The organism is Actinomadura logoneensis, assembly GCF_003428695.1.
GTDB lineage: Bacteria > Actinomycetota > Actinomycetes > Streptosporangiales > Streptosporangiaceae > Spirillospora > Spirillospora logoneensis.
Map to the genome: position 1 here is coordinate 20284 of NZ_QURH01000099.1, position 12818 is coordinate 33101.

General features: G+C 72.9%; 10 protein-coding genes. 6 read left to right on the top strand and 4 right to left on the bottom strand.

The window, feature by feature from the left end; all coding sequences use genetic code 11:
* Positions 1-44: 44 nt before the first annotated feature.
* The 4 genes from DZF91_RS04815 (at position 45) to DZF91_RS04830 (ending at position 3240) form a co-directional block, all read left to right on the top strand.
* Entirely contained in the window at positions 45-560 is a 516-nt protein-coding gene (locus DZF91_RS04815; RefSeq protein ID WP_117356282.1) for a hypothetical protein, read from the top strand.
* Positions 561-810: 250 nt separating this feature from the next.
* Positions 811-1569 (top strand): L,D-transpeptidase family protein, encoded by a 759-nt coding sequence (locus DZF91_RS04820; protein WP_117356283.1) that lies wholly within the window; start codon positions 811-813, stop codon positions 1567-1569.
* A gap of 290 nt (positions 1570-1859) precedes the next feature.
* Entirely contained in the window at positions 1860-2249 is a 390-nt protein-coding gene (locus DZF91_RS04825) for a BlaI/MecI/CopY family transcriptional regulator (RefSeq protein WP_117356284.1), read from the top strand.
* Between the two features lie 151 nt (positions 2250-2400).
* Entirely contained in the window at positions 2401-3240 is an 840-nt protein-coding gene (locus tag DZF91_RS04830) for an arylamine N-acetyltransferase family protein (RefSeq protein ID WP_117356285.1), read from the top strand.
* Here DZF91_RS04830 and DZF91_RS04835 read toward each other — a convergent pair.
* The 3 genes from DZF91_RS04835 to DZF91_RS04845 form a co-directional block, all read right to left on the bottom strand.
* Positions 3237-6041, bottom strand: a complete 2805-nt coding sequence (locus DZF91_RS04835; RefSeq protein WP_117356286.1) for an FAD-binding and (Fe-S)-binding domain-containing protein — start codon at positions 6039-6041, stop codon at positions 3237-3239. The two genes, DZF91_RS04830 and DZF91_RS04835, sit on opposite strands and share 4 nt — an antisense overlap.
* A gap of 163 nt (positions 6042-6204) precedes the next feature.
* Entirely contained in the window at positions 6205-6516 is a 312-nt protein-coding gene (locus DZF91_RS43070) for a DUF397 domain-containing protein (protein ID WP_407920880.1), read from the bottom strand.
* Between the two features lie 139 nt (positions 6517-6655).
* Complete coding sequence (locus DZF91_RS04845; protein WP_117356288.1) at positions 6656-7528, bottom strand: helix-turn-helix domain-containing protein; 873 nt, start codon at positions 7526-7528, stop codon at positions 6656-6658.
* Between the two features lie 868 nt (positions 7529-8396).
* Here DZF91_RS04845 and DZF91_RS04850 point away from each other — a divergent pair.
* Entirely contained in the window at positions 8397-10247 is a 1851-nt protein-coding gene (locus DZF91_RS04850; RefSeq protein WP_117356289.1) for a cyclic nucleotide-binding domain-containing protein, read from the top strand.
* Positions 10248-10425: 178 nt separating this feature from the next.
* Here the strand turns inward: DZF91_RS04850 and DZF91_RS04855 are convergent, their stop codons facing one another.
* Positions 10426-11328 carry a GntR family transcriptional regulator gene (locus tag DZF91_RS04855; protein ID WP_235834089.1) on the bottom strand — a complete coding sequence of 301 codons (903 nt, stop codon included), beginning with the start codon at positions 11326-11328 and terminating at the stop codon, positions 10426-10428.
* Between the two features lie 251 nt (positions 11329-11579).
* On the opposite strand from DZF91_RS04855, the gene DZF91_RS04860 reads away from it, so the two are divergent.
* Complete coding sequence (locus DZF91_RS04860) at positions 11580-12809, top strand: NRAMP family divalent metal transporter (RefSeq protein WP_117356291.1); 1230 nt, start codon at positions 11580-11582, stop codon at positions 12807-12809.
* Positions 12810-12818 lie beyond the last annotated feature (9 nt).

Consider the following 12818-nt stretch of genomic DNA (forward strand, 5'->3'; position numbering starts at 1 on the left):
GCATCCCACCACTTCCATCACTCCCCCGCACAAAAGGTGTCAGCATGAAGAAACTCTCCGCAGCCGTCCTCGGCGGTGCGGTTCTGGCGACGACGCTCGCCACGGCGCTCCCGGCGTCGGCGGACACCGGGCACCGGGTCGCCCCGGGCTCGTCCTTCCGGTCCGGGTCCGACGTCTCGTCCGCCGCGAAGATGGTGCGGACGGGCAAGATCCACTACTACAAGGCCAAGGAGATCCGCGGCGCGAAGGTCTGGGGCCACTGGTACTGGGCGCGCAAGGGCAACGGGCCCGCGTTCGTCTTCCTGGTGACCAAGGTCAAGGACACCCGCGGGGACGGCAAGAGCGCCGGGTTCTGCTACGACCTGTGGGGCGGCAAGAGCCACGAGCCGGTCCGCGACATGTGCTACGTCAACCGGCTCGGCGCGGGCAAGACCCGCCGGATCGCCGGGGCGATCGACGGCGCCGACCACTTCCGCGTCTACGCGGCCGTCGGCCGCCTGGACACCAAGAAGCACATCTTCTACACCTCGCTCAACGGTCCCAAGCTGCGGGTCCGCTGAACCGAGCGCACACGCGGGTTTTGACGACGGCCGGGCCCTTCGGGTTCGGCCGTCATTCCGTGGGCATTCGCACCCTTCGCCCCACTTGTCTCCCGGCGCCCGGGGGACTACTCAAGAGGGAGATCACCCTCCGACTTTTCGAGCGTCCGGGCCTCCGGGCTCACGAACCCGCATCGGGAACCCGCCCCGGGAAGCCCGACCCCTCGACCCCCCGAACTCCCGAACTCCCGAACTCCCCGAGGAGAGTTGAATGCGCCGAATCCTGCTTGGTCTCGTCCCGCTGGCGATCGCCGGGACGGTCTCGACGGCGCTGGCCGGCACCGCCGAGGCCGCCGTGAACCGAGCACCGGATCGGGCGGCCCTGGCCCCGCACGCCGCGCCGGGCGCGAAGGACGGCGTCACGGCCGCGGCCCGCACCCTGCACTACGGCGACAAGGGCGCGGCCGTGAAGTACCTCCAGAACCGGCTGCGCGCGCTGCACTACGACCCGGGCGCGGTCGACGGCCGGTACGGCAAGGACCTGCGCTACGCGGTGTACGCCTTCCAGAAGGTCAACCGCATCACCCCGAGCAGCACCGTCGGGGCCAGGACGTGGAAGGCCCTCGCGCACCCGGCGCAGCCGCCGCGCGTCCTCAAGGGAGGGGCGGCCAACCGCGTCGAGGTGTCCAAGAAGCACCAGCTCGTGGTCGTGTACCGGAACAACAAGGTGCAGCTGGTCACGCTCACGTCCACCGGGTCCGGCAAGCGGTACTGCTCGCAGGGCAAGTGCTCGTACGCCACGACGCCGTCCGGGAACTTCCGCGTCCTGCGCAAGATCAACGGCTGGCGGCACGCGCCGCTCGGCGGGCTCTACAAGCCGCTGTACTTCCACGGCGGTTACGCGCTGCACGGGTCGCCGAGCGTCCCGCTGTACCCCGCGTCGCACGGCTGCGCCCGCATCCCGATGTACCACACGGCGGACCTGCTGTTCCGTCTCGTCCCCGTCGGCACCGCCGTCTACGTGCGCTGACCGTTCCGGCACGGCGCGGTGGAGGGGTCGCCCACCGCGCCGGGTCGGTCCGGGGGCCCGGGGGTCGGTGGCGGGCTCCGGTCGGTCTGGCCCGGCGCGATGGGCGTCTTGCGGAACAGATTGATTACTCTCCGCAGCCTCTTCATTACCCTGGAGCATGATCGGTAACCGCGCGATGGGCATCCGGTGAGACGAACGGGGAACCGGGAGCGGCGAGACGTCCGGGAGCGGGCCGCGCGGTTTACGATTGCCCCAACATGCAAATGTCGGACGCAGCGGGGACGGTTCCGGTGACGCGCAGACGGCTGGGGCAACTGGAGGCGGAGGTGCTGGCCGCGCTGGCCGCCGCCGAGCGGCCGGTCTCGACCGCGCAGCTACGCGACGCGCTGACCGGCGCCCCCGCCTACACGACGGTGAACACGATCCTGTTCCGGCTGCTCGGCAAGGGCCTGGTCAGCCGGATGCGCGAGGGCCGGCACTTCCTCTACAAGCTGGCCGTGGACGAGTCCCTGCTGGTCGCCGACCAGATGCGCGCCCGGCTGCGGGTCGCCAGCGATCCCCGCGAGGTGCTCGCCCGCTTCGTCGCGACGCTGAGCCGCGAGGAGGAGCTGACGCTGCGCGCGATCCTGGCCCACCCTCACGAACCCGCCCGCGAACACCCCGACCTCGAACGGACGTGACCTCACCGCGCGGACCTGGGCCGGTCGCACCGTTGTCAGGCACTCACGTGCCGGGTGTCCGGTTTCACCCGGCGCCTGCGGTATTCCTTCGTCCGGGCGTGACAATGACCGTGTTGACCTCAAGCGTGACTGAGGTCCTACCGTTCTCGCCATGGACGACATGTGGCACGGCGACGACCTCGATCTGGACGCCTACCTGAACCGCATCGGCTTCACCGGGGAACGCGCCCCCACGCTCGCCGCGCTGCGCGCCCTCCAGCGGGGACACACCACCTCGATCCCCTTCGAGAACCTGGAGCCGGTGCTCGGCCGGCCCGTCCTGCTGGACGTGCCGTCCCTCCAGGAGAAGCTGGTCCGCTCCCCGCGCGGCGGCTACTGCTTCGAGCACACCGCGCTGTTCGCGGCGGTGCTGGAGCGGTTCGGGTTCGACTTCACCGCGCTCGTCGGCCGCGTCGTGATCGGCGCGCCGGAGGGGTCGGTCCGGCCCGCGACGCACGCGCTGGTGGTCGTGCGTCCCGAGGACGACGAGCGCGAGTGGCTGTGCGACGTCGGGTTCGGTTCCGGGCCGCTGGAGCCGCTGGTGCTGGCGGAGGGCATCGAGGTCGAGCAGGACGGCTGGGGGTTCCGCCTCGTCCGGTTGCCTGACGACGAGTTCGGCGTCCGGCACTGGACGCTGTACCAGGACGGTCCGGACGGCTGGGTGCGGCGGCACGTGTTCGCGCAGGTCCCGGCGTTCCCGGTGGACTACGCGGTGGCCAGCCACTACGTCGCCACGCACGAGCGCTCGCCGTTCACCGGGCGGGTCTTCGCGCAGAAGTTCACCACCGACTCGCTCCGCCAGCTCGACAACCTGACCCTCACCACGATCCGGCCGGACGGCAAGCGCGAGATCCGCGAACTGGAGCTCTCCGAATTCGCCGGAGTGCTCGCCGACTTCGGCCTCGTCCCGCCCGCCGAGGACCTCGAGGCGCTGCTGAAGGTCGTCGGCTAGAGCGCGTCCGCCAGGAGCTCGGCCAGGTGGACGGCGCGGCGGCCCGTCCCCTGGCCGATCTGGATCCGGCACGAGAAGCCGTCCGCCAGCACCAGGGACGCGTCGCGCGCCTTCGGGTACAGCTCGCGTTCGGCGCAGCCCTGCGAGACCTCCCAGTGCCCGCGCGCGAACCCGAAGTCGCCCGCGAGCCCGCAGCAGCCCGCGCCGACCACGTCCGTCCGGACGCCTAGCCGGTCGAGAACGCGCAGGTCAGGGGCGTAGGAGCCCTTCGCCTCCTGATGGCAGTGGACCTGCGCGACGGCGTCCCCGCCGACCGTTCCGAACGGCCACGGATCGGCGTCCGCGACGAGTTCGGCGAGCGTGACGACGGAGGCGGCGAGCCGCCGGGCGCGCGGGTCGTCCGGCAGCAGTTCGGGGGCCTCGGCACGCAGCATGACCGTGCAGGACGGTTCGAGGCCGAGGATCGGCAGCCCGGCGTCCAGCGCCGGTTCGAGCACGTCCAGCGTCCGGCGCAGAACGCGTCGGACGACGTCCAGCTGCCCGGTCGAGTGCCACGTCAGCCCGCAGCAGACGGCGCGCGGCGGCAGCACGGCCCGGTACCCGGTCGCAGTCAGAACGGCCACGGCCGCGCGCCCGACCTCGGGCGTGTGGAACGCGGTGAACGTGTCCGGCCACAGCACGACCGCCCGCCCGTCCCCCGCATCAGGCCGTCCACGACGCGACCGCGCGTCGGCGCGGAGGGTGCGGCGGAGGGGGCTGATCGCGAAAGGCGGGAGGTCGCGGCGCGGTTCGATGCCCGCCGCGCGCTTCACCGCCCCCGCGATGACCGGTCGGCGCAGCGCCGCGTTCGCGACCGCCGCGACGCCCGGGACGGCCGTCGCGAGCCGGGACCACAGCGGCAGCCATCCCATCGAGTAGTGCGCCATCGGACGCACCCTGCCCGCGTAGTGCCGGTGCAGGAACTCGGACTTGTACGTGGCCATGTCGACGTTGACCGGGCAGTCGCTCGCGCACGCCTTGCAGGACAGGCACAGGTCCAGGGCGTCGCGCGCCTCGGTCGAGCGCCAGCCGTCCGGCAGCGACTCGCCGCGGAGCAGTTCGGCCAGCACCCGCGCGCGCCCGCGCGTCGAGTGGACCTCGTCGCGGGTCACCTTGAACGACGGGCACATGGACGTCCCGCCGCGGACGGTCCGGCACGTGCCGACGCCGACGCACCGCTGCACGGCGGCGGCGAACGAGCCGCCGTCCCCGGTCAGCGCGTGCACGGGCGTGATCGTGAGTCGGTCCGCGCCCGGGCCGGGACGCAGCCGCTCGTCCAGCGGCTCCGGGTCGGTGACGACACCGGGGTTGAACGCCCGGCCGGGGTCGAAGAGGTGCTTGAACGCGGCAAAAGCCGTCCGCAGCTCCGGCGAGTACATGCGGTCCAGCAGCTCGGAGCGGGCGCGGCCGTCGCCGTGCTCGCCCGAGACCGAGCCGCCGTGCGCGACGACGAGGCCGGCCGCGTCCTCGGCGAACCCCCGGTACGCCTCCGGACGCGCCGCCAGCGGGAAGTCGAGCCGCACGTGGAGGCAGCCCTCGCCGAAATGCCCGAACGGAACGCCGCGCAGCCCGTGCGTCCGCATCAGCGCGTACAGTTCCCGCAGGTAGGACGCCAGGCGGTCGGGCGGGACGGCCGAGTCCTCCCAGCCGGGCCACGCCTCGCCGCCGTCCGGCAGCCGGGTCACGATGCCCGCGCCCGCCTCCCTGATCCACCACAGCTCCCGCATCCGGCGCGGATCGTCCACGACGACCGAGTGCGGCGCGACGCGGGCCAGCGCCGCCGCGGCCTCGCGCGCCGCCTCCGGCGTGTCCCCTCCGGCCTCGCAGTACAGCCAGCCGCCGCCCGCCGGCAGGTCGGATCCGGCGGTGCGCCGTCCGGGGCGGGCGCGCAGGGCCGCGAGCAGGTCGCTCGCCATCCCCTCGACGGTCAGCGCCGCGCCGGACGCCGCGATCGCGGGCGCGGCCTCGGCCGCCGCGTACACGTCCGGGAAGCCGAGCACCGCGAGCGCCCGCGCCTTCGGCGGCGCCACGAGCCGGACGGTCGCCTCGGTGACGATCCCGCACGTCCCCTCGGCCCCGACCAGCGCCTTCGCGACGTCGAACCCGTTCTCGGGGAGCAGGTGGTGCAGGCCGTAGCCGGACCCCTGCCGCTCGAACCGCCCGAGCTCGGTGCGCAGCACGCCCAGGTGCGCGTCGCGGAGCGCGCGCAGCCCGCGGTCGAGCGCCGGATCGTCGACACCGCCGCGGCGGGCGGTGACGTGCCGCCCGTCCGGCAGGAGGAGCCGCAGTTCCAGGACGTTCGCGGCGGTCGTGCCGTACGCGACGCTGTGCGAGCCGCACGCGTTGTTGCCGATCATCCCGCCGAGCGTGCACCGCGAGTGCGTGGACGGGTCGGGCCCGAACGTCAGCCCGTGCTCCGCCGCGGCGGCGCGCAGGTCGTCCAGGACCACCCCCGGTTCGACCACGGCCGTCCGGGCCTCGGGATCGACCGCGCGGACCGCCGTCAGGTGGCGCGAGACGTCCACGACCAGGCCGTCGCCGATCGCGTTCCCGGCCACGGACGTCCCGCCGCCACGGACGGTCACCGGGATCCCGGCCTCGGCCGCCGCCCGCCGGATCCGCTCCAGGTCCCCCGCGGTGCGCGGCTCGGCCACCGCGACCGGCACCCGCCGGTACAGGGACGCGTCCGAGGAGTAGGCCGCCCGCGTCGTCAGATCGGTGCGGACGATTCCGGAGAGTTCTCCGGCCAGGAACCCGAACATGCCCTCACGGTAACCAGAGTCGCCCGGCCTCCCCGTGGCCGGAGCGGGACGCCGCCGGAGCGGGACGCCGCCGGAGCGGGACGCCGCCGGAGCGGGACGCCGCCGCAGCGCGCCGCCGTCCCGCTTCGCACACTCGAACACACGGAATTCCGTGAAGCGGGAATCAGCCGGATCTTGGCACCATGTCACATCGTCCGGCGCGAATAGTTGTCAGAAGTCCGCGCCACCGCTCGTGGCTCAGCTCCATCTCTCCGCGCTCGGGCGCCCGCGAATCCCGCACGAGCACCACGGCGCGCCAGGGCGCGACCTCGACACACTCCTCCTGAGCACCGCTCACGCTGCTCTTGCGCCAGGTCAGCGCGTCCCCCCGGTCCGACCGAACGACCATCCAGCAACCCTCCATACATTGCTGGCGGGAGTCACCTCGCCCGTGAACGGACCGGCACACCCACCGAGCCAGGGTCGAATAGGGCATAACTCACCACAGCCTTGTGGCCTCTCCGCTCATGAGTGTAGGCGTTTGTCCTTTTCGCGCCTACACTTCGCCACAAGATCAAGTTACGCCCTATATGACCTGACGGCCCGATAGGTGTGCGTTTCGAGTTATCCCTCCCTCACCCCTCCAACTCTTCGGCGACCTGCCGGATGAGTTCGACGGTCCGGTCGGCCGGGAGCGCGGCTTCAAGCATGCGTTCGAATATGTCGCGGTACTCGGCGACCTGCGGATCCTCGCCGGTGATCGTCGCCGCGGTGCCGGGCCTGCCCTCCAGGTACAGCACGTCCGACAGCTCGCCCTCGAACTCCAGCAGGACGAACGGTCCGTACACGCCCTGGTGGTAGCCGGCCCGGAACGGGATGACCCGGACGACGAGCCGGTCCTCGTTCTCGACGCGGTCGACGATGTGCTTGAGCTGCGCCGGCATGATGCCCGGATCCTCGCCGACCCCGACGTGGCGGCGGATGGCGGCCTCGTCGAGCAGGTAGTACTGCCGGGGCGGGTTCGCGCGCTCGCGCAGCCGGCGCTGCCGCTCCAGGCGGAGCTCGATCGCCATCTGCTGGGCGGTCGGGTTCGCGAGGTCGGACGTGATCACCTGCGCGTAGTCCGAGGTCTGCAGCAGTCCCGGGATCAGCGCGTTGTGGAACTGCCGGATGACCGACGACCCGGCCGTGTAGCCGGTGAGGCTCAGCAGGCCGTCGCTGACCAGGCTCCGGTACTTGTTCCACCACGGCGTCTCGCGCGCGCCGCGGGCGAGAGTCTGCAACCGCTCCTGGCGGCTCTCGGACGTCACGTCGTACGTCATCAGCAGCGCCTGGAGATCGGTGCGGGTGATGGAGCTCTTCCCGCCCTCGACCCGGATCAGTTTGGACGGCGACCACTCCAGGGTGCGCGCCACCTGCTCCTGGGTCAGACCCTTCTCCTTGCGGAGCCTGACGAGTTCGCTGCGCAGCAACGCGCTGTCGACTACAGGACCCTGGTCCGTGGCCATCTCAGCCTCATCCTCACTGGAACGGGCGCAGGTGGGCGCGTCCGGCGTCCAAGCCCCGAACGAGCGGCACCTTCACCCGCTATCCGCTCGTTCTCACGTTGTGTAGTTGGAAGCATATAGCCGGTTGCCACATGGCAACCAGTAACAAGTCACATTGCTGGCGGTCGAGACGGAAGCAACCGGCCCGCCACCCGTCCACCCGCCGGGAGGCGTCCCGCCATCCGGCGACCGCCGAGGGCCGAACCACCGGGCCGCCCGCCCGAGAAGTGGTCGCGACTCCACCTCTGTCATGGTTTCAATCCTCTTCCTTGCGGTAAGGCAGGTGTTAGGATGCAATGTAGCAAATCGGTAGACGCTCGGATGCTCCACACCAGACTGAAGGGTTCGGGGCCCGGCCATCCCTCACCGCGCGTGAGGAGTTGCGGCTCCGTCCGCGGAGGCGCGAGCGCGCCGATCGACGCGCCGAAGCCCGGGAGGCACTGACGACGGACGCCAACCGCCCTACGGGGACGTGAGCAGAGCCGCCCCGGATCCGTCTCGACCACCGGTTCGCAGGCCAGGGGGATCGAGAGGGGACCGGGGGCGGCTCCGCAGGGGATCGCCAGGTCGCCCGCCGGAACTCGCCGTCCGCACCGAACATCCGGCTGCGGGCGCGATGACCAGCGGAAACGATGACGGTCTTCGTCAATCAAAGCACGCTCGACCGGTTCTCACCAGAGCCGGATCGGCTTCCGTTCCGGCAGCGCTCCAGCGTTGCGGGAGAGGTCGCGGAGGCCGACCACGGCGGGCCCGGCGCCCCGGCGCCCGGCCCGTGCAGCGCTTCGATTCCGGCGGTTCGAACCGCCCCCTCCCCCCTGTTGAGGGTTCTATGACCACATATCCGGATCGGCACAACCTTTTCGATCCCGACGAGCCCCCCGAACCCCACGAACCCCCTGCCTCCAAGCCCCGGCAGACCCCCGAGCCCCGCGAGTCCGCCGAACCCCGCGAGCCCGCCGGATCCCGCGAGAGCGCCGGACCCGCCGACGACACCGCCGCCCGCGCCGACGACTCCGACGAGAAGACCCGGCGCGACCGTCCGGCGGAGGAACTGCTCCGCGAGCGGGTCGACCGGCTCCGTGCCCAGGCGGAGCGGTTCGGCCCGCGCGGCGAGCGGCCCTACGCGCGGGAGCTGCGGATCACCGCCCAGGAAGGACGGTGCACCGCGCCGGAGGGACGCACCGCGCCGACCGCGGACACCTCGGACAGCTCAGCGGGCACCTCAGCGGGCATCGGTGACGATCTGCTCGCCCCGACCCAGCCGATGGCCTGGCCCCTCGAGGAGGACGGCGCGGCGGCCCCCGCGCGTCCGGGCGGGACCGGTTCCGGAGAGTGGCCGCAACTGGCCGGGACCGGTGCCCGCGGACTCCCGCCCGTCCCGGCGGCCGGGTTCGGACGCGCGCCGGGCCGAGCCGTCGAGGGGGCGGCCCGGCCCGGCGTCCCCTCCGTTCCGGAGGTCGTCCCGGACGCCGTCGCGGCGGCCCTGCCGGGCACGGTGCCGAGCGCCATGCCGGGCGAGCTCGCGGCGGCGGCCTCCGGGGGCGGCGGGCTGCCGCCGTTCCCCGGCCCCTTCGACGAGCCCGCGCTGCCCGAGCCGGAGGGCTGGACGGCGGGCTCGGCGGACTTCTGGTCGGCGCTGACCTCGGTCGAGCGGATGCGCTTCCTCAGGTCGTCCGCAGCGGAGGTCTTCCCCGCCGGGCACGTGCTGTGGCGGCAGGACGTGCTCGCCGACCACGTCGCGGTCATCTGGTCGGGGAAGGTGACGATCCGGGTGAACGAGAACGGCGTGGAGCGCATCGTGGCGGTGCGCGGCCCCGGCGATCTGATCGGCGAGCGGGCCGCGCTGCTGGTGCGGACGCGTTCGGCCACCGTCGTCGCGCTCGACCGGCTCACCGTGCTGCGGATGCCCATCGGCGAGTTCGCCGCGTTCCTGGCGGCGTTCCCGCGCGTCCTGGCCGTGCTCGACCAGCAGATGTACGCGCGGCTCACCCAGCCGCGGATCGGCGGGTACGACGCCCCGGCGGTCGCGCGGCCGACGCTGCCCGCCTTCCGCGGCTCGGGCCCGCCCCGGCTCCCGCGCGACCTGGCGGGCACGCACGAGTGGGCCGGCCAGGTCTGCTCGATCATGTTCGTGGACGTCGTGGGCTTCTCGGCCCCGCACCGCAACGACCAGGACCGGATGGAGCTGCGGCGCGTCCTGTACGAGGCGGTGCCGGCGGCGCTGGAGGGCTCGGGCGTCCCCTGGGCGGCCTGCTACCACGAGGACCGCGGCGACGGCATCCTCATCGTCGTCCCGCCGCAGACCCCGCCCGACCAGGTGGTCACCCCGATGCTGTCGCTGCTCACCGCGCGGCTGCGCCGGCACAACCACGCCGCGAGCGAGGCGATGCGGCTGCGCGTCCGGATGTCGCTGCACATCGGCCCGGTGATGCCCGACCGGGAGGGCGTGAACAGCGCGGCGGTCATCCAGGCCGCCCGCCTGCTGGACGCCCCCGACCTGCGGCACCGCATGGCCGACACCGACGCGGACGTGGGGTTCGTGGCGTCCGAGTACGTGTACGACAACGTCCTGGCCTGGGGGCCGGGCCTCATCAACCCGCGCTCGTTCCAGCGCATCCGCTTCCGCGCGAAGAACGCCGCCTACACCGGCTTCATGCACCTCTCGCAGGCCACCTCCTGACCGTCGGACCGCGATCACCCCGCCGGACGGCGGCACGGGAGCACGCCGGCCGGTTCGCGGTCCACCCGGACACCGTCCCCCGCCTCGGGCGGGGGACGGCCTCAGGAGGCGACTCGACGAGGTCCGCCGAGTCCCGCGGCGCGCGAGCCCGCGGGGCTCGGTCGTGCGCCGCCCGGGATCAGCGGGACCGGGGGCGGCGGGGGGCCGGGGGCCTGTCGCGGAAGCCCTCGGTGAGCTGGCGCTCGGCCTGGTCGAGGTAGTCGGCCATGCGGTCGGCGGCTTCGTCGAAGGCGCCCCGGTCCAGCAGCGCGGCGATCTCCTTGTTGCGGGCGAGGTAGGGCTCGTGGAAGGGGCCCGGGTCGGTCATGGAGTGGAAGGCGAGGCGGCCCTCGGCGAGGAGCTGCCGCATCGTCCGGTTCAGGCGCGGGCTGCCGTGCAGGGCGACGACCGCCTGGTGGAAGTGCATGTTGGCGCTGCCGACGGCCGTCCAGTCTCCGGCCTCGGCCGCCTTCAGTCCCTCGGCGACGGCGGCGCGCACGGCCGCGGGGTCGGCCGCCCCGGGGTGGAGCGCCGCGTGCCGGAGCGCGGTGAGCTCCAGGACGCGGCGGGCGGCGTAGATGTCGTGCAGGTCGTCCTCGGTCAGGTCGCGGACGCGGACGCCCCGGTGCAGTTCGAGGACGAGCAGCCCCTCGTGCCCGAGCAGCCGGAACGCCTCGCGCAGGGTGTTGCGGGAGACCGAGAGGGCGGCCATCAGGTCCGGATCGGAGTCCGACAGCGGATCGCCGGGCCGCAGGTCGCCCTCGATGATCGCCGTGCGGAGCACCTCGGCGGCCTGCTCGGCGAGGCTCATCCGGCCCATCCCGGCGTTGGCCGCCGCGAGCGCGGCCCACTTGCCCGCTCCGCGCGCCGCCGACGCCCTTCCGGCCTGTTCCGGGACGCTCCCCGCACGCGCCGGAACGTGCCCTGACCGCTCGGGAACGTGCCCTGACCGCTGGGGGACGTGCCCTGGCCGCTCGGGGGCGTTCCCGCCCGGGCCGTCGCCGGGTCCGTCGCCGGGTCCGTCGGCAGTGTCTGGCCGCATCCGGTCACGCTCCCTGGTGCGCCGCCGGGCGGCGGAGATCCACTCGCCGTCCGCGCAGTCTGGAGGATTGTTGAACAACCCCTACGACACCGTAGGACGGCGCGGAAGGCAAGCGCCGACCGCCGGCCGCGAAGGAGCGAATGCAGAATTGTCCAACAAGAGGCTTGTTGGACATGGGGACGGAACCTACCGTCGGTCTGGACGCCGCGGACCCGGACTGTCCGCGGCCCGGCCAGGCCAGGGAGGCCGCCATGGCCCACTCCTCCACCGAGACCGCTCCCGCCCGGCAGGCCCGCCGCGCACGCCGCCTGCCGCCCGTCTTCGGGGCGATGTTCCTGATGGCCACCAGCGCCATCGGCCCGGGCTTCATCACCCAGACCACCAGGTTCACCGCACAGCTCGGCGCCGCGTTCGCGTTCGCGATCCTCGCCTCGGTGCTTCTCGACATCGCCGTCCAGCTCAATGTCTGGCGGATCGTCGGGGTCGCCGGCCGGCGCGCCCAGGACCTCGGCAACACCGTGCTGCCCGGCGCCGGCTACGTGCTCGCCGGGCTGGACGTCGTCGGCGGCCTGATCTTCAACCTGGGCAACGTGGCGGGCTGCGCGCTCGGCCTGAACGCCCTCCTCGGCCTGGACGTCCGGACCGGCGGCGCGGTCTCCGCGCTGCTGGCGGTGGCGGTCTTCCTGGTCCGGCGGGCCGGGACGGTGATGGACCGGGTCGTCGTCGTCCTCGGCGCGCTGATGATCGCGATGACGCTCTACGTGGTGTTCGTGTCGCGTCCGCCCGTCCGGGACGCGCTGCGGCAGACCGTCGCGCCGGACCGGCTGGACTTCCTGGTGATCACGACCCTCGTCGGCGGGACGGTCGGCGGCTACATCGTCTACTCCGGCGCGCACCGGATGCTCGACTCCGGCGTCACCGGCGCGGACCGGGTCGGCGAGATCACGCGCGCGTCCGTCAACGGGATCCTGCTCACCGCGCTCATGCGGGTCCTGCTGTTCCTGGCCGTGCTCGGCGTCGTCGCGGGCGGGTACGTCCTGAACCCGGACAACCCGGCGCCGTCGGCGTTCCAGCACGCCCTGGGCGAGGCGGGCGTCCGGCTGTTCGGGCTCGTCATGTGGATCGCCGCGATCACCTCGGTGATCGGCGCGTCCTACACGTCGGTGTCGTTCACCGTCTCGTTCCACCCGCTGGTCGAGAGGTACCGGAACGCGCTGGTCGTCGCGTTCGTCGCCGTGACGGCGGTGCTCTACCTGGCGATCGGGGCCGGTCCCGTGCGGCTGCTCGTGCTCGCGGGCGCGCTGAACGGGCTGATCCTGCCGGTCGGGCTCGGGCTGCTGCTGTGGGTCGCCGCGCGCCGCTCGGACGACCTGCTGCACGCCTACCGCTATCCGCGCTGGCTGCTGGCGGCGGGACTGGTCGCGTGGGTCATCACCCTGTACCTCTCGTGGACGTCCCTGACCAAGCTCGGCACCCTCTGACACGGCCGT